23 protein-coding genes are annotated in these 14,960 nt (G+C 33.9%); 17 read left to right on the top strand and 6 right to left on the bottom strand.

The window, feature by feature from the left end; all coding sequences use genetic code 11:
* Window positions 1-12: 12 nt before the first annotated feature.
* The 3 genes from xth (at window position 13) to HYY69_03640 (ending at window position 2,614) form a co-directional block, all read left to right on the top strand.
* Window positions 13-780 (top strand): exodeoxyribonuclease III, encoded by a 768-nt coding sequence (xth, locus tag HYY69_03650; GenBank protein MBI3032544.1) that lies wholly within the window; start codon window positions 13-15, stop codon window positions 778-780.
* A gap of 272 nt (window positions 781-1,052) precedes the next feature.
* A complete protein-coding gene (locus tag HYY69_03645; protein MBI3032543.1) occupies window positions 1,053-1,625 on the top strand; it encodes a hypothetical protein in 573 nt (190 codons plus the stop codon).
* Window positions 1,622-2,614 (top strand): ROK family protein, encoded by a 993-nt coding sequence (locus HYY69_03640; GenBank protein MBI3032542.1) that lies wholly within the window; start codon window positions 1,622-1,624, stop codon window positions 2,612-2,614. The genes HYY69_03645 and HYY69_03640 overlap by 4 nt, the downstream gene beginning before the upstream one ends.
* A 24-nt stretch (window positions 2,615-2,638) precedes the next feature.
* On the opposite strand, the gene HYY69_03635 is transcribed toward HYY69_03640, so the two are convergent.
* Window positions 2,639-3,343, bottom strand: coding sequence for a TlpA family protein disulfide reductase (locus HYY69_03635; GenBank protein MBI3032541.1), 705 nt, complete (start codon window positions 3,341-3,343; stop codon window positions 2,639-2,641).
* Between the two features lie 297 nt (window positions 3,344-3,640).
* On the opposite strand from HYY69_03635, the gene HYY69_03630 reads away from it, so the two are divergent.
* On the top strand, window positions 3,641-4,162 hold the full coding sequence (locus HYY69_03630; protein MBI3032540.1) for a peroxiredoxin: 522 nt from the start codon (window positions 3,641-3,643) through the stop codon (window positions 4,160-4,162).
* A 39-nt stretch (window positions 4,163-4,201) separates the two neighbouring features.
* Here HYY69_03630 and HYY69_03625 read toward each other — a convergent pair whose 3' ends face one another.
* Together HYY69_03625 and HYY69_03620 are read right to left on the bottom strand one after the other, a co-directional pair.
* The gene (locus HYY69_03625; protein ID MBI3032539.1) at window positions 4,202-5,221 is read right to left on the bottom strand and encodes a hypothetical protein; all 1,020 of its coding nucleotides are present in this window, start codon (window positions 5,219-5,221) and stop codon (window positions 4,202-4,204) included.
* 35 nt (window positions 5,222-5,256) lie between these two features.
* Window positions 5,257-5,508: a SemiSWEET transporter gene (locus HYY69_03620; GenBank protein MBI3032538.1), complete on the bottom strand. Its 252-nt coding sequence runs from the start codon at window positions 5,506-5,508 to the stop codon at window positions 5,257-5,259.
* A gap of 128 nt (window positions 5,509-5,636) precedes the next feature.
* On the opposite strand from HYY69_03620, the gene HYY69_03615 reads away from it, so the two are divergent.
* From HYY69_03615 to HYY69_03600, 4 genes are all read left to right on the top strand, one after another.
* Window positions 5,637-5,834 carry an AbrB/MazE/SpoVT family DNA-binding domain-containing protein gene (locus HYY69_03615; protein MBI3032537.1) on the top strand — a complete coding sequence of 66 codons (198 nt, stop codon included), beginning with the start codon at window positions 5,637-5,639 and terminating at the stop codon, window positions 5,832-5,834.
* Window positions 5,827-6,210, top strand: a complete 384-nt coding sequence (locus HYY69_03610; GenBank protein MBI3032536.1) for a PIN domain-containing protein — start codon at window positions 5,827-5,829, stop codon at window positions 6,208-6,210. The genes HYY69_03615 and HYY69_03610 overlap by 8 nt, the downstream gene beginning before the upstream one ends.
* A gap of 63 nt (window positions 6,211-6,273) precedes the next feature.
* On the top strand, window positions 6,274-6,684 hold the full coding sequence (locus HYY69_03605; protein MBI3032535.1) for a hypothetical protein: 411 nt from the start codon (window positions 6,274-6,276) through the stop codon (window positions 6,682-6,684).
* A gap of 73 nt (window positions 6,685-6,757) precedes the next feature.
* The gene (locus HYY69_03600; protein MBI3032534.1) at window positions 6,758-6,913 is read left to right on the top strand and encodes a hypothetical protein; all 156 of its coding nucleotides are present in this window, start codon (window positions 6,758-6,760) and stop codon (window positions 6,911-6,913) included.
* Here HYY69_03600 and HYY69_03595 read toward each other — a convergent pair.
* Complete coding sequence (locus HYY69_03595) at window positions 6,910-7,161, bottom strand: hypothetical protein (protein MBI3032533.1); 252 nt, start codon at window positions 7,159-7,161, stop codon at window positions 6,910-6,912. The two genes, HYY69_03600 and HYY69_03595, sit on opposite strands and share 4 nt — an antisense overlap.
* Window positions 7,162-7,385: 224 nt before the next feature.
* Here HYY69_03595 and HYY69_03590 point away from each other — a divergent pair, with 224 nt between their 5' ends.
* The 5 genes from HYY69_03590 (at window position 7,386) to HYY69_03570 (ending at window position 11,027) form a co-directional block, all read left to right on the top strand.
* Window positions 7,386-8,081, top strand: coding sequence for a hypothetical protein (locus HYY69_03590; protein ID MBI3032532.1), 696 nt, complete (start codon window positions 7,386-7,388; stop codon window positions 8,079-8,081).
* A 90-nt stretch (window positions 8,082-8,171) separates the two neighbouring features.
* The gene (locus tag HYY69_03585) at window positions 8,172-8,873 is read left to right on the top strand and encodes a hypothetical protein (GenBank protein MBI3032531.1); all 702 of its coding nucleotides are present in this window, start codon (window positions 8,172-8,174) and stop codon (window positions 8,871-8,873) included.
* A gap of 11 nt (window positions 8,874-8,884) precedes the next feature.
* Window positions 8,885-9,409: a hypothetical protein gene (locus HYY69_03580; protein ID MBI3032530.1), complete on the top strand. Its 525-nt coding sequence runs from the start codon at window positions 8,885-8,887 to the stop codon at window positions 9,407-9,409.
* Window positions 9,410-9,505: 96 nt separating this feature from the next.
* Window positions 9,506-9,883 carry a hypothetical protein gene (locus HYY69_03575; GenBank protein ID MBI3032529.1) on the top strand — a complete coding sequence of 126 codons (378 nt, stop codon included), beginning with the start codon at window positions 9,506-9,508 and terminating at the stop codon, window positions 9,881-9,883.
* A gap of 34 nt (window positions 9,884-9,917) precedes the next feature.
* Window positions 9,918-11,027, top strand: coding sequence for a hypothetical protein (locus HYY69_03570; protein MBI3032528.1), 1,110 nt, complete (start codon window positions 9,918-9,920; stop codon window positions 11,025-11,027).
* A gap of 15 nt (window positions 11,028-11,042) precedes the next feature.
* On the opposite strand, the gene HYY69_03565 is transcribed toward HYY69_03570, so the two are convergent.
* Window positions 11,043-11,540, bottom strand: a complete 498-nt coding sequence (locus HYY69_03565) for a hypothetical protein (protein MBI3032527.1) — start codon at window positions 11,538-11,540, stop codon at window positions 11,043-11,045.
* Window positions 11,541-11,762: 222 nt separating this feature from the next.
* On the opposite strand from HYY69_03565, the gene HYY69_03560 reads away from it, so the two are divergent.
* The 4 genes from HYY69_03560 to HYY69_03545 all read left to right on the top strand — a co-directional run bounded on the left by HYY69_03560 (window position 11,763) and on the right by HYY69_03545 (window position 14,481).
* Window positions 11,763-12,485: an FKBP-type peptidyl-prolyl cis-trans isomerase gene (locus HYY69_03560; GenBank protein MBI3032526.1), complete on the top strand. Its 723-nt coding sequence runs from the start codon at window positions 11,763-11,765 to the stop codon at window positions 12,483-12,485.
* Window positions 12,486-12,629: 144 nt separating this feature from the next.
* Window positions 12,630-13,730, top strand: coding sequence for a cell division protein FtsZ (gene ftsZ, locus HYY69_03555; GenBank protein MBI3032525.1), 1,101 nt, complete (start codon window positions 12,630-12,632; stop codon window positions 13,728-13,730).
* Between the two features lie 49 nt (window positions 13,731-13,779).
* Window positions 13,780-13,983 carry a protein translocase SEC61 complex subunit gamma gene (locus HYY69_03550; protein MBI3032524.1) on the top strand — a complete coding sequence of 68 codons (204 nt, stop codon included), beginning with the start codon at window positions 13,780-13,782 and terminating at the stop codon, window positions 13,981-13,983.
* An 18-nt stretch (window positions 13,984-14,001) separates the two neighbouring features.
* On the top strand, window positions 14,002-14,481 hold the full coding sequence (locus tag HYY69_03545) for a transcription elongation factor Spt5 (GenBank protein ID MBI3032523.1): 480 nt from the start codon (window positions 14,002-14,004) through the stop codon (window positions 14,479-14,481).
* A 16-nt stretch (window positions 14,482-14,497) separates the two neighbouring features.
* Here HYY69_03545 and HYY69_03540 read toward each other — a convergent pair.
* The coding region (locus HYY69_03540; GenBank protein ID MBI3032522.1) for a hypothetical protein at window positions 14,498-14,960 on the bottom strand (463 nt) is incomplete at its 5' end.

The raw sequence follows: 14,960 nt of genomic DNA, 5'->3' as shown, positions 1-14,960 counted from the left end.
CTAAGCTTTTTTATGGTTAAATTGATTTCTTGGAATGTTAATGGCATTCGAGCTGCTATGAAAAATGGTTTTTCTCATGCAATCAAGCAGATAAATCCCGATATTCTTTGCATTCAGGAGACTAAAGCGCATCCGGAGCAAGTAGATGAGCTTTTAACTGAATTTCCTTATCATCATTGGAATTCTGCTGAAAAAAAAGGCTATGCAGGTACAGCAATCTTTTCCAAGATTAAACCATTATCAGTGAGTTATGGCTTAGATCACAAATCAACTGATGAAGCTGATACAGAGGGCAGAGTTCTAACCTTAGAATTTAAAGAATATTATCTGGTTACGGTTTATACTCCCAATTCACAGCGAGGTTTGTTGAGATTAAAATATCGCGAACAATGGGATAAAGAGTTTCTCAAATTTCTCAAATCATTGGAAAAAAACAAGCCTGTTATTGTTTGTGGAGATTTGAATGTAGCTCACGCACCCCTTGATCTTGCCAATCCTAAATCTAATTATAATAAAACAGCAGGTTATACGCAAGTAGAAATTGATGGATTTAGCAATCTCTTACAAGCGGGTTTTATTGATACTTTCAGAGAATTTAGCCAAAACCCAGGACAATATACCTGGTGGAGTTATATGTTTAATGCCCGCGCTAAGAATATTGGTTGGAGAATAGATTATTTTCTTATCTCAAAAGGGCTAAAATCTAAATTAAAAGATGCTTTTATTCTCTCTACAATTCATGGTTCAGATCATTGTCCTGTGGGGATTGAATTGAAGTAATTTTTTTAGTTTGAAAAAGGTACGTATTAAGTCTGGTGGTTTAGCGCCTATTTTGTGAAGCTCTTCCATGCTTACATTGGGGATTTTTCGGAGTTCCTTGCCGATAGGCAAGTCTTATAATCCCGATCTTTAGTCGAGATTATATTTATAGAGAGAAAAATCCAATGTTAAATTACTTTTGAAGCTGAACTGGCGCTAAACCTGAAAAAGACTTAATACGTACGATGTTACTTTCGAATCTACGGTGAAAAAGGTTAATTATTTAAAACAGCATGCTTAAAGAATTTATCAGACAAACCATGAAAGCAATAGAATCAAAACAGAGTATATCAAAATACATCCGTATTATTATTGTAATTACCGTTATCCTTTTTTCTTTATTTGTTCTTATCTACAAGCTCGACACTAACTATAGACAAAAACATGAAGCAGAATTAACCGTAATAGAAACGTATTATACTTTTGATGGTTGGGGTAAAAATTATACCTATCTTGATACACCTTACACTAAATTTGTAAGCGTTATCTATTTAAGCTACCTTATTGTGCCGTTCTTAAGCGTCATAGCTGGAGGTATTATCTTTATCTTTCAAAGCCCTACATGGAAAAACTTTTTTCGTAGTTTGTTAATTCCCTCGACGTTTGTAGTACTTACTTTTGTTTTACAAATAATAGTGATTTATCTTGAGGAAGAAAGATTAACAACAGATCTTGGAGTAATTACCCTTATGCTTTCTTTTGCCTATACCATTATTAGTTTTATTTTGTTCTCTGTTATTAATAGCATCATTGTTTATAATCAAACTCATAAAACAAAGAATAAAAATAAGAAGGTTAAAAGATGACTTACCAACTTGTTCTCGATGTTGGCGGCACTAATACTTTTGTGGGTGTTATTGAGATTAAACAAAAAAAACCAGTGCTGGTGTACACTAACCATCATTTGACTTCATCAATCAAAAGCTTTACTTCTTTTTTTACCCCTCTTGTTTCATATCTGCAGCAAAAATATCATCTCAGGAGCTGTGTTATTGGTGCAGCAGGAATAATCAAAGACACAAAAGTTTCATTAGTTAATGCCAATATCATTTTTGACACTAAACTCTTATCCAAAAAAACAAATCTTTCCATTAATCTTATCAATGATTTTCAAGCTTTAGCCTTAGGTATTCAGTTTCTCGACAAAAAAGATTTTCTTGTAGTGCACAAAGGAAATCACGTTGAACATGGCACCAAAGCAGTCATAGGAGCAGGCACTGGTTTAGGCAAGGCAATATTAATATATGATCAATCAAAAGAAAGTTATAATTCACTGCCAAGTGAAGGAGGGCATGGAAATTTGCCTTTGGAAAATGTGTTTGATAATGAACTTGCTGATTATATCAAAACTCATACAAAAAAACAAGACTATCAAGAATATCCTTTAAGTTATGAAGACGTACTTTCTGGCAGAGGATTAGAAATATTATATGCATTTATGAAAGAAACAGAATTTAAACAATATAAAACATTACCGGAAAAATTATCAGCAGCTGAAATAGCAGAAAGTCAAGGAAAAAATCCTTGCAGTAAAAAAGCAATGAAACTTTTTGTTCATTATTATGCGCGTTGCTCTAGAAATTTTGCTTTAGAGGTTCTTCCTAACGGAGGATTATATTTGGCTGGAGGAATAGCAACACATAATCCAGAAATATTTACTAAGTATGATTTCATAAAAGAATTTCAAAAACACGCTCATCCTCACTATCAAACATTCTTGAAACGCATTCCTATTCTTGTTGTTAAAAATAATCTGATTAGTCTATTAGGAGCTGGAAGCATAAACGAAAAATAAAAAAATAAATAAAGCTTATTTGGTTTAGGTGCATCCTTGAGTAAGCTCTTGCTGTAATTGCTCAGCAGTTTTCATTCCATTGAATGTTTTTGTCCGCAAGTTATCACACCACATTGCCATAGGAAGATTTTCCTGTTTCAACATTTTTGTCCCGAATTTCTTGAGCATTGCAGTTGTTGCATCAATAGAACTAGGCACTACATGCCAGATGAATTCATTTGTTGCTGCAAATTCTTTTACTGTTTCAGGATTTTCATTTAAATCAGTGTCAATACTAACTAGAATTACATTCTCTCCTGACATTTGTTTAAATGCTTTCAAATACTGCATTTGTTCTTTACATCGTTCACAAGTAGTTGAGAAGCTCTGAATTAAGACTGTTTTTCCCTTATATTGGTTAATGGTAAAAGTTTGTCCTGCAGTATCAGTCATTTCTGTAGTTAACCAATTTTTTGTTGCTGCTGGTTTGTTTGATACAGGAACTTTAGCGCCTTCAATATACGTTTTCCCTTCTTGATTTGTTGTTTGAGTTGTTTCTTTATTTTCTCCAGCTGCAGCTTGAGGCTGAGTATTTTCAGCTGCTGAAGGTTGTTCTTCAGTTGGAGTTCCAGCTGCTTCAGGCGGAGGAACTGGTTTTTGCTGCGTTTGTTGAGGTTTTGAGCAGCTTGCAGCCAAACCAAGAATTAAAACTAATAACATTCCTAAAACCAATGTTTTTGAATAGTTCATATAATCACCTTTTTTTAAAAATATTTACTAACCAATATCTTCATTTTTTTATAAATATTATGTTTCTTATGAGTTTGTCGCATAATCTGCCACCATCAATATTGCGAGGCTCTTATTAATTAATTAGCGAGTACTATCCGAGGTTCCAGAGAGGATAGTACTATGATAGAAATAAGCTGAGCCGAGCCGATGGTGGCTGCCGAAGGCATTTATGCGACAAACTCGTTTCTTATCTCAATAATCTTTATAAATTACCTCTGCATCTCATCTATGAGATACATACAGGAGGTAATTTATATGGTTGTTAAAGTAGGGCAAATGGTGCCGACATTTGATGTTGAAGCATATGTTGATGGTCAAATTAAAAAAATTAGTTTAAATGATTACCAAGGAAAATGGGTAGTATTATTCTTTTATCCACTGGATTTTACCTTTGTTTGTCCAACAGAGATTAAAGGTTTTGCAGCAGCTTCTGGTGATTTTAAAGCAGCAAATGCAGAAGTTCTTGCTGCAAGCACTGATTCAGCGCATTCTCACAAAGCATGGTTCCAGCGCGATATGGTGCAAGTGAAATTTCCTGTTTTAGCAGACACTAATCATGCATTATCTCGGGCATTTGGAGTGTTGATTGAAGATAAAGGAATTGCATTACGTGGAACTTTTATTATTGACCCAGAAGGTGTTTTAAAGTACATGGTTGTTTCTGATCTTAATGTAGGAAGAAGTGTCCAAGAAACATTGCGTGTCTTAAAAGCACTGCAAACTGGCGGTTTATGTCCAATTGATTGGAAACCAGGACAAGATACCTTGAAGGTTTAAAGAACTTTGAATGTATTTTGATGTATTGATTTTTTATTTTTATTCTGTCCGAGTTAACAAGCGTAATCCTTGTGCAATCGCATTAGGTTTAGCTGTTTCAAAATCATATGTCCATCCACTCTCCCGCCAATCTAAGGGAGGTGTTTGATTTCTTCTCCGATCATATCCTGCAAAAATAGAGCTTAAAGCATGTTTCGTAATATCTGTCAATGCTTTCCTACCGTCAGATCCAAAAAGACCAATGAGATGACCAAACGGAAAGATGTAATCAGTAGCTTGAAGAGTTAAAATTTCTCTTAATTGATACGTGGTTGTTTCCTGATCTGGAATAACTATTCCAAAATCACCTTGGGATACAGTACATCTAGATCTGTAATATCTACTCAACGCTATCTGAGGTAGAGTAAATCTTTCACTTGCTTTAAAGTACCATTCAGCTGCTACAGGAATGCCACGTGTCATATATGCTCTCCCTAAATTAAACACCGCAAGGAATTCATAAACGGGCATATAATTATGTGCTTGTTTTCGGGCAGTTTCTAAATGTTTTATTGCTTTGTCTAAATGATACTCGATAATTCTCCTGGTTTTGCCTTTGAAAACTCCTGCTACACCGTTATGATATTCAATAACACCCTTACACACATTTAAAATAACCGAAGCGAAAGGTGACCTGAAGTTTGCTAAGCGTGTTTCAGCACGATGCAATAATTCATTTCGTTCTTCGCATAATCCATCTAATCCTTGAAGATTAATCAGCATGGAATAAACTACAGCTTGATTTATCTCTAACAAACCTCGCATAAAAGGATATTTTACTATTGGTGAAACAGGTACTCCACTACTATGATCAACTGCAAGTACTGGTGCTATACTATCCAGTTCTTCTCGTGCTAAATCCATAATTCCTTCTAATTCAGGACTTGTTAATGAACAGGTTGCTGCAATTTCTGACCATGTATTCGATTTTTCAACAATTAGTTCAAGAAAACTATGTTCAGCAACTAATTCCCTTGATCTCAATTCAGAATCTGCAGGATTTGTTTGTTGTTCAACCATTAACTGACAGTTAATGCGATGGTATTTAAAATTTATTATTTATATTTCAATTTCAATATCAATAATACTCCCACTAATAATAAGGTAATGCTATTCCACAAGGTCATCGGCAAGTCTTTTACTGTAATACCATAGATAAGCCATAACACAACACCCACAAAGAAAATAATGGTCATGGAAAGTGAAAGATCTTTAGTTGATTTAGTTTTCCAGCTTTTCCATACTTGGGGAATAAAAGCAGCGGTTGTAAGCAATCCAGCAATTAAACCAAGGTAAACAAATTCCATAAACTAATGGTGTCGTTATAGTTTATATTTCTTTAGGATTCTTTAACTTACTGCAATAATCGAGAAAATAGAAAACTTTAAATATAACTAAATTATATCATGCATTAAATATTATACAGGTGATACTAATGGAAGTCTTTTCACGTGCAAGAAGAGTAGGTGGTTCAATTATGGTAAGAATACCGCCTGAGATATTAGAACAAGAAAACATACAAAATAACGAAGTAGTAAAATTAACCATTGAAAAAGCGAAAAAAGATTGGTTTGGAGTATTTAAAGGAGCGGGTAAATTTACCAAACATGACGAGCTGAATACACATGAGTAAGTTGATCATGGACGCCTATGCTTGGATAGAATATCTTGAAGGTTCTCCACAAGGAAAACAGGTTCATGAACTTATAAAAATTCATGAAATAATCACCCATGAAGTTACCGTAGCAGAGGTTGTCAGTAGAATTACTCGTAAGGGTTTAAATGGTGAATTAGCTTATGAAGCAATGAAGGTACTATCTAAAATTATGAGTACTGATCCCTTATTTTCTAAAGAGGTAGGGTTGTTACATGCTAACCTACGAAAGAAAATTTCAGATTTTGGTTTAGCAGATGCTTATGTTCTTTATCTTGCAATAACAAGTAAAGGAAGTGTTGTAACAGGCGATCCACATTTCAAAAATATGAAAAATGTTATTTTCTTGAAATAATTTTTTTGAAATACAAAAAAGATCAGAAAACTTAATAAACATCAACATTCAGAATTTACTTTGATGAATATTCTTAAAAAACCAACAACATGGGATGATACTGATTTAATGCAGTTCTGGTTGTCAGCGTTTCTTGTAGGAATGATTATTGGTTCTATTATATTTTATATTGCAAAGCCGTTAATGATTTTTAGTTTACTGATAGTTATTGCTTTGTCTATTAAACCGCTGATCACGTATAGTAAAGGTGAATGGTTACCAAGAAAACAAAAACAGCCACAACCAAACAATCAATTAAATAAACAATCTATATCTTCGTCTTCTCAAAATGCTCAGATTAAAAAGAAGTTTTTTGCATTTCCTTTTAAGAAAAAACAAGAAGAAAAACCAGACACAAGACCTGGTTCAGTTGATATGTTTCTCAGCGATGAGCAAAGTAATTCACAACCTGCTCAACCGCCTCCTCCTGTTTGAAGGTTAATCTTAAAATGATTATTTATAAATGAAAAGAATAAAATATATAACTGAGCAAAGTCAAGTACTTGTTATGGTAAAACAAGAACTGATTCAAATTCCAAGAAAAGAATATGAGGAACTTTTAGAAGAAGTAGGAATAATCAGAAATAAAGAAATGATGGAAGCAATTAGAGAAAGTAGTGAAGCAAAGAAAAAAGGAGTTAAATCTTGGGGATTAAACATTTAGTAAATTTTATGTGAACCAGCAGCATAAATAATAATTTCTTGATAAATATCATCAATCTCAAGCCTAATATCACCTCCTAAAATAGCGCTCCATTTTCCATCTAAATGACCTTTCAGTTTATGGGCGCCACTATTTCTTCTTGGATCTTCTTGAAGTAGCTTTATCTTTTCTTTTATTCCTTCTCTTAAATTCAAAACATAATAAAATTGTTTCTCTGCTTTTTTGCTTCTGGTTGTGATTTTATACATGCTTTAACCTAATTCTTTCAATTTATAAATTTAAAGTTTAAACTATATGATTTTTGGAAAATATCGCTCATAATTATTTATATTGTCACAACATAGTTACATTTTTTATTTCCAATTATTAGAAAGTTTTTTAAAACTTTGACTATTCTCAAGTCGTTATAAAATTGTTGAAAGTATTATTTGTAATTACATTGATTTAATCTACTAAGATAAAGGTGAAAACTATGATGAAGAAGATAATAATGATAGTAATGATGTTGATATTAATGATCGCATCGGTATTTGCAAGTTCTGTTAGTACAACAAGAACAAGCAATGGTTATGATGTAACGTATGTTATTGATAACCCTGGATGGTATTTATTACCAACTGAAGCAGCGTATTCAAATGCAATTTATAATCCTAGTATGACAGTATTCAATGCATTAGCTAAATACAAATTCTTTCAGTCTCCATTAACCTTGCAATTTGAACAATGCAAAGAGCGTGTTGGAAACAAATTAACCTGTCCTTTGCGGGAACAAATAGCGCAAAAAAATGAAGATTCTTTAGCATATAACGCAGCTTGGAGCTATTACACTCAACCAACTTTTGCAACATTTCATTATGATCATTCATTGGTTGCAGGCAGATATGATCAAGGACAATTGCGAAAAGGTTGGAATCTTGTAACTTTTCCACCGCATCTAGCTTATGGTAAAGTATATCTTAATAATTGTGCAATTATGCGAGCATATGCATGGAATGTTGATGAACAAGGATGGAACATGGTAGATATGCATGCTTTACAGAATAATTATTCAAGCTTGTCAGGTAAAGGAATGGCAGTCAAAGTTGCACGTGATTGTAATCTTGTGCAATCCAAAGAAAACTATGCATTGCCTTATCCAGCAATGCCATTAATGCCTGGAATACAATAAACAATTATTTTTTTCTAGGCAACAAAAGTTTTATATACAACTATATTCATTTCAAAAACAAGTATATTGATTGTAGTAAGAGGTGTTTTCATGAAAAAATTAATCATTTTTAGTTTGTTACTATTATTAAGTTCTTCACTGGTTTATGCTGAATTTGCAACAGTAACTTATTTAGGCGGATCAGGAGATTATAAAGTTGAGTATAAGCAAACAATCAAAAAAGGATGGAATTTATTGCCTGCTGATGGGACATCGTGGGATATATCTTCTGATGTACCTGAAGAAACATTTCTTAAGAATATAAAAGCATATTATTTGTATCTACCTCTGCAAAAAAAATATGTTTCTGCATTAGGTGGAGTCAGTGAACAAAATTCTCCGCTTGTTCAAATGAATCAACCATATTTACAATCTTCTGCAGGATGGTATTATGCTTCTGCGCCTATGATTTTAAGTTACATCTCTGAAAACGGCGGAGGAACGCCTCAATTATATCGAGGGTGGAATATGTTAAGTGTTAATCCTTCAATGTCAACATTAAATGCTGATGTTAAAGCAAGCAATCATTTTCCATCTGGCGATTGTAATGTAATTTCATTTTATCTGTGGAATCCAGAAGCTCAAAAATGGGAAAGCTGGAAAGAGCTTGGTGGGCAATCTATTAATGATGCATTGGATGAATTATCTGATCCTGATGCAGTTGGCGCAGGCATTGTAATCAAAGTAAAAGATACTTGTCAATTAGGAACAACCAATGCAAATATAGGTACTCCGCTTGGAATACCAGAATAAAGGGTGGTAAAATGAAATTAAACCAACACAATATTCTTTTTCTATTGTTTCTATCTTTTATTTTTGTTTTGATAATCAGTTGTAGTGATGACTCTGCAAAAACCTCATCAACAATTTCGAAGCAAGTTCAAGAAGTAACACCACAAGCTTATCTTCAAGACATAGGAAATTTAAAATATAATCGTGCAGATCTTACAGCACGTGATTCACTCCCTAAAGATTGTCCTCCTGAAAAATGTCCTAATGGCTTAATAACTCAATATTATGTTGAATATATGATGGATGAAAAATTTTACATGGTGCAAATTGCTAACTTCGAGGATCAAACAACAGCACAACAGGCATTAGTGCAATCACTAAAAGGAGAAAATCGAAAAGTAGATTATGAGAATACAAAACTGTATCGTCCTTTTTATGGCAGATATGTATGGAATTCAGGTAATTATGTTATTTTTGTACAAGGTAACCATGAAAAACCTGAGTTTGATCAATTAACAAAACAATATTTAACCTTATATCCAAGCGAAGTTCAATAATGTGAATTAAGGTGCTTGCAAAAATAATTAGATATTTTCTCACCTAAGAGTTTTAATAGCACAAACTTTATATACCTCTAAACAGTCTCGGCGGTTATGTTTAACTATCGCCGTATTTTTACTATTGTTCTTGCCGCCTTATTCGTATCGTTATTTCTTTTTTTAAGCAGTTGTAATACAAAACCAAAAGTGCAAACTATTGATCAACCACCTTTAATTCCAGAAACAAGTGAAGAAGAACAAACAGTTCAAACAGTTGTTTCAACTATATATTCTGTTCCTCCTATTCCTTCAGAAGACTCTTCAGACATAACATCATCCAAACCCTCACCCCCATTATCACCGTCCTATGATAATCCCACAATGCCTCCTTTCCCGCCAGAAGATGAAGAAGATGTTGAAACTACTGCTCAAAATACTAATCAAAACAATGCCCAGGTACCAGATATGCCGCCAGCATTACCGTTTGATTAAATACAAATATTAAATCAATTTGAGGGAGATTACGATGAAATCAATTATAAAAAGAATATTGATAATATTAATAATATTATCCATACAGAGTTTAATGATAATTTCTGTTTCTGGTTATCAGCCAGATTATTATTTTACGGTAACTATGCACAAGGGTTGGAATTTGTTGCCTGAAGGAAGTTTGGATTATGCTAAACTTGATGAAAAACAAGTCTCAAAAGAGGTTATGACCATCTTAAGCACCAATGCAAATTTTGGTGAAGGAAGATACTTATATGTTCCTCCTATGAAACAATATCTTGTTCTTGGTGGAAAAGATGACAAAAATGCCATGGGAAAAGTATATGGTTATGTTGACCAGGGATATTTGCATTTTACTCCTTCATGGACATATTATAAAAAAGATACTGTATTATCATTGCCTTATTATACAGCATCAATTGATAAATTTCCTAAAGAATTTAAATTAAAACTTCATCAAGGCTGGAATTTTTTAACCGTAATGCCTCAGTTTAATAAAGGTGAATTAACTGATGCAGATTGTGAAATTATTAGAACCTATGCTTGGAATCCTAAATTTCAGCAATGGACTACCGTTAATTGGGACGAAGAGATTATGGATGATGATGATTATATGGGTTATGGCGTTGCTGTCAAAGTAAAAAATACTTGTCAATTAAGAAGAAGCTATACTGCGAGCAATGCGCCTCCTGCTCTGCCTGATGAGGAAAGTAAAACATATAGCGGCGCTTCTATTCAAGGACCAAGAGTATATGAAACTAATATTGGCAATATTAAATTCATGAAAAAAGAAGTTCTGCCAAAAAGCTTTCTTGATGATGAATTAAAAGGCGCTGAAAAAGGAGTTGCAGCAACCTATAAACATGACACTTTTGAAAATACGGTGATTGTTGCTTCTTATCCAAGCAAAGGAAAAGCTTGGGAAGAAACAACTGAAGCATATGGCAATGCCCCTAAAGAAAAGCATGGGAGTTACCTAGTATACAATACACAAAACGGTGAATTTAGAGTTTGGCATTCAGGACCTTACCTTGTAATTATCGGCAAAGACTACAATCCAATACCAGATGCATTAGTTGCTCAATATCTTAAAATGTATCCGAGCGATGTACAAGAGGGGTAATATTTTTTATGTTTATTATTTTTTCTTTTTCCATAAATTTATCTTGGTTGGGTTATCAATGCTAAAATAACCAACTGGCGTTGCTGTTGGGTTTATTCGTTCAATATTTTTTACAACTTTATTAATTCCTAAACTTTTTTTATGATAATAAATCCCTAAAGTTTCATAAGTTTCTTCATAAACTATTAATTCACGTTCTGAATCTCTCCAATAATGTCTACATTCTAATACCCTCTCATTCCAACCAGCTCTATATTTTTGAACTCTGTATTCACCAACAGATTCTTCATAGGTCTCATTTTCATCCATAGGTCCCAAGAGATATACCTTGCCTAAGCGAGGAATATCTACGGACAATCTTATTTTAGGCGTTCTTTGAAGAAGACCATCTAATTGATTGACAATCTCTTGTGCATAAGGCACATGTTTATCGGGATCAAACTCTTCAGGTTTAATACAGAGTAATTCGCCTATTTTATCGCTGAGATCTTTACGTCTTATATTGTCTAACATTTAAAAAGGAAATGAATAATTATTTTTAAATTGTTGTAAGATGCGGCTCTGGTGAAAATGTAGTTTTAGCGCCTACTTTTGTGAAGCTCTAAGATTTAGCGCATTGAGGATTTTTCGGAGTGCCAGAGAGAAAAATCCAATGTTTAATCACATTCAAAGCTGAACCGGCGCTAAAACCATAGAAGACTTATTACGTACTGAACACCGTAATATTTATAAATAATGACTCTATTCAAACCTATAGCTGGTTCTGAAGTAGCATCAAAAGAGCTAGTGGTAACAAGGAGAGGGAATAATATGGTTGTTAAAAATCATGATTTTGTTGAAATTGAATATACCGGCAAAGTAACGGAAAATGGCATGGTTTTTGATACTACTGATAAAGCAGTTGCAGAAAAAGCAGGTATTTTCTCCCAAAAAATGGAATATGGGACAATTATTGTCTGTGTTGGAGAAAAACATGTCCTGCCTGGATTAGACAATGATATTAATGGAAAAAGTTTAAGCAAGGAATATACGGTGAAATTTGGGCCTGAACTTGGTTTTGGCAAAAAAGACACTAAAATGTTTCAACTTATTGCAACCAATAAGTTTCATAAAGAAGGCATTAAACCAATGCCAGGATTGCAGATTAATGTTGATGGAAAAGTAGCTGTGGTCAAATCAGTTACTGGTGGAAGAACATTGGTGGATTTTAACCATCCTTTAGCTGGAAAGGAACTTTCTTATACCTATAAACTCTTAAGAGTAGTCACTGATGTTGCTGAGAAAACAAAAGCTTTAGTTCATATGCAGCTCGGCCACAATGTAACCTCAGAATTTGCAGATAATATGCTTACCTTAACCTCAAAAGTTGATTTTCCTGTTGAACTTCAGAACATGATTAAAGAACAAATAATGAAACTCATTCCTGAATTAAAGGAGATTGTATTTAAGAAAGCATAATCTCTTTTCAAGAGATTATGCATTAAATGGTGTAATGGTGTAGATATGGATTCAGTAATAAAATCAGTGCAAGAACGAACAGAACAAAAAGCGCAGCAGATCGAGAAAGCTGAGTCGCAAGAACAGCAAAAGCAGGGTTTTTATATGAAAGAAAAAAGGTCTGATGATGTTGGATATAAAAAAAAGACTGCTGACATAGATGCTGAACTAGAAAAACTTCTTGCTAAACAACGGGCAACTATTAAAGTAGTTGGCACTGGTGGTGGGGGCAATAATACTATTAATCGTATTACTGAAGTAGGCATATCAGGCGCTGAAACAATTGCTTGCAACACTGATGCTCAGGATTTATTATACACTACTGCAGATAAAAAAATTCTGTTAGGAAGGGAGCTGACTGGCGGTCTAGGCGCAGGTTCAGTTCCACAAATTGGTGAAGAATCTGCTCGTGAATCAGAACATGAACTTCGTGATGCTCTTCAAGGCGCAGACATGGTGTTTATCACGTGCGGTTTAGGAGGGGGAACTGGCACAGGATCAGCTCCAGTTATTGCAGAAGTTGCTAAAAAGTCAGGCGCTTTAACCGTGGGCATAGTTACGCTGCCGTTTTCTATGGAAGGAAACAGAAGATATGAAAATGCATTATTAGGTTTAGAAAAATTACAGGCAAGTGTTGATACGTTAATTGTTATTCCTAATGATAAACTGCTGGAATTAGCTCCAGATTTGCCATTGCATACTGCGTTCAAAGTAGCAGATGAAATTTTAACCAATGCTGTTAAGGGAATTGCAGAGCTTGTTACTAAAGCTGGCTTAGTTAATTTGGACTTTGCAGATATCCGCGCTGTTATGGGAAATGGCGGAGTAGCTTTAATTGGTGTAGGTGAATCAGATGGTCCAAATCGAGCAGTTGAAGCAGTTGAAAAAGCAATTCATAATCCGTTGTTGGATGCAGATATCACCGGAGCAAATGGCGCTTTGATTAATGTTGCAGGCGGTCAGGATATGACGCTTGACGAAGCGCGAAAAGTGGTTGAAACTATTTCAAACAAATTAGATGAAGATGCCCGCATTATTTGGGGCGCCCAAATATCAGATGATTTAAATGGCATTATCAAAGCTATGCTTATAGTTACTGGCGTTAAAAGCAATCAGATCTTTGGAAGAACAACGAAGAAAACAGCAGCTAACCCTAAAGAAAAGCGTGAAATCGAGGATGAATTAGGCATAGAATATGTTGATTAATAATTAAAATTAATAATTAAAATAATCTAATTAAACTAATGGTGAGCTTATGGATGAAACTGAACAAAAACCAACCTTAAAAAATAAAATTAAAAATTATGTAGTTGAATGTCAAAGAGTATTGCGGGTAACTAAAAAGCCCTCTGCTGAGGAATTCAAAGTTATCGTTAAAATATCAGGTTTAGGAATTGCGTTAATTGGCTTAATAGGCTTTTTAATACAGCTTATCGAGCAATATTTGAAATTATTATAATATATATAGGTGCGAACAATGAGTGAAGAAAAAACAATCGAAATTACAGCAAAATTATTTGCTTTACGAACTACTGCTAACCGGGAAGACCAAGTTATGGATTTTGTTTCAAGCAATGTCAATAAACGAAAGCTAAATGTGTATTCAGTAATACGCCCTCATGGTATGCGCGGGTATATTTTCATAGAAGCTGATAAAAAAGGCGATGCTGAGCAGGCTGCTTTTAATGTACCTTATGCTCGAGGAATTTTATCAAAGGAAATTGAGTATAAAGAAATTGAGCACATGCTTGAACAAGTTAAGCGTGAAGTTAATATCAAAAAGCATGATATTGCAGAAATTATTTCAGGGCCATCTAAAGATGAGGTAGTTGTTGAATTGTTGGAAGCAGCAGTTCCAATTCCTATCACGGTTAAAATTGATGCAATCAAGGTTATTCGTCGTGATACGCATGATGAAGAAAGCAGTGAGAAAGATCTTACTGAAGAATTTGAGTAATAATCTTTTTTTCTATTTATTTTACTTGATCATAATTTAATAATGAAACTGGTAAATCTTTAACTTGATCTAATGCTGCTTCAATGAATCTCATTTCCAATGCACTGGTTGTTTCTCCTCTTCTTTGTTGAAGTAATTCAAAATAATGTGTATAATTTTTTTTAATAAATTCAAAATATGTTTCGCTTACTTTAAGTTTTCCTTCTAACCATTTTCTAAAAATAAAATGGTAGCTGTCAAGCTCTCCAACATTTTCAAAACTATCTAATCTAATCTGTCCAGAATAGAGTGCATCTTTGACATCTCCTAACAAATAATCTAAAGGTAATCCTTCTCCAGATTGTACTGCATGTCTTGATTCATGATATACGGTTGCAATAACATCTTCTTCTATCTCGTGTGCATTACCTTCGAAAATTCTCCGTCCCATAAAAATGGTGCTGGATTCTTTTCTTCCTCGGGTAAAATGTGGATGCGGT

Source organism: Candidatus Woesearchaeota archaeon, assembly GCA_016192995.1.
Taxonomy (GTDB): Archaea; Nanobdellota; Nanobdellia; order Woesearchaeales; family DSVV01; genus JACPTB01.
Note: the sequence above shows the minus strand (reverse complement) of the source record. Positions and strands in the feature narration are given on the sequence as shown.

Excerpts from the sequence above, each read along its gene's own strand:
- xth (MBI3032544.1), top strand. The coding sequence starts at position 13 with ATGGTTAAATTGATTTCTTGGAATGTTAATGGCATTCGAGCTGCTATG.
- HYY69_03645 (MBI3032543.1), top strand. The coding sequence starts at position 1,053 with ATGCTTAAAGAATTTATCAGACAAACCATGAAAGCAATAGAATCAAAA.
- HYY69_03640 (MBI3032542.1), top strand. The coding sequence starts at position 1,622 with ATGACTTACCAACTTGTTCTCGATGTTGGCGGCACTAATACTTTTGTG.
- HYY69_03635 (MBI3032541.1), bottom strand. The coding sequence starts at position 3,343 with ATGAACTATTCAAAAACATTGGTTTTAGGAATGTTATTAGTTTTAATT.
- HYY69_03630 (MBI3032540.1), top strand. The coding sequence starts at position 3,641 with ATGGTTGTTAAAGTAGGGCAAATGGTGCCGACATTTGATGTTGAAGCA.
- HYY69_03625 (MBI3032539.1), bottom strand. The coding sequence starts at position 5,221 with ATGGTTGAACAACAAACAAATCCTGCAGATTCTGAATTGAGATCAAGG.
- HYY69_03620 (MBI3032538.1), bottom strand. The coding sequence starts at position 5,508 with ATGGAATTTGTTTACCTTGGTTTAATTGCTGGATTGCTTACAACCGCT.
- HYY69_03615 (MBI3032537.1), top strand. The coding sequence starts at position 5,637 with ATGGAAGTCTTTTCACGTGCAAGAAGAGTAGGTGGTTCAATTATGGTA.
- HYY69_03610 (MBI3032536.1), top strand. The coding sequence starts at position 5,827 with ATGAGTAAGTTGATCATGGACGCCTATGCTTGGATAGAATATCTTGAA.
- HYY69_03605 (MBI3032535.1), top strand. The coding sequence starts at position 6,274 with ATGAATATTCTTAAAAAACCAACAACATGGGATGATACTGATTTAATG.
- HYY69_03600 (MBI3032534.1), top strand. The coding sequence starts at position 6,758 with ATGGTAAAACAAGAACTGATTCAAATTCCAAGAAAAGAATATGAGGAA.
- HYY69_03595 (MBI3032533.1), bottom strand. The coding sequence starts at position 7,161 with ATGTATAAAATCACAACCAGAAGCAAAAAAGCAGAGAAACAATTTTAT.
- HYY69_03590 (MBI3032532.1), top strand. The coding sequence starts at position 7,386 with ATGATGAAGAAGATAATAATGATAGTAATGATGTTGATATTAATGATC.
- HYY69_03585 (MBI3032531.1), top strand. The coding sequence starts at position 8,172 with ATGAAAAAATTAATCATTTTTAGTTTGTTACTATTATTAAGTTCTTCA.
- HYY69_03580 (MBI3032530.1), top strand. The coding sequence starts at position 8,885 with ATGAAATTAAACCAACACAATATTCTTTTTCTATTGTTTCTATCTTTT.
- HYY69_03575 (MBI3032529.1), top strand. The coding sequence starts at position 9,506 with ATGTTTAACTATCGCCGTATTTTTACTATTGTTCTTGCCGCCTTATTC.
- HYY69_03570 (MBI3032528.1), top strand. The coding sequence starts at position 9,918 with ATGAAATCAATTATAAAAAGAATATTGATAATATTAATAATATTATCC.
- HYY69_03565 (MBI3032527.1), bottom strand. The coding sequence starts at position 11,540 with ATGTTAGACAATATAAGACGTAAAGATCTCAGCGATAAAATAGGCGAA.
- HYY69_03560 (MBI3032526.1), top strand. The coding sequence starts at position 11,763 with ATGACTCTATTCAAACCTATAGCTGGTTCTGAAGTAGCATCAAAAGAG.
- ftsZ (MBI3032525.1), top strand. The coding sequence starts at position 12,630 with ATGAAAGAAAAAAGGTCTGATGATGTTGGATATAAAAAAAAGACTGCT.
- HYY69_03550 (MBI3032524.1), top strand. The coding sequence starts at position 13,780 with ATGGATGAAACTGAACAAAAACCAACCTTAAAAAATAAAATTAAAAAT.
- HYY69_03545 (MBI3032523.1), top strand. The coding sequence starts at position 14,002 with ATGAGTGAAGAAAAAACAATCGAAATTACAGCAAAATTATTTGCTTTA.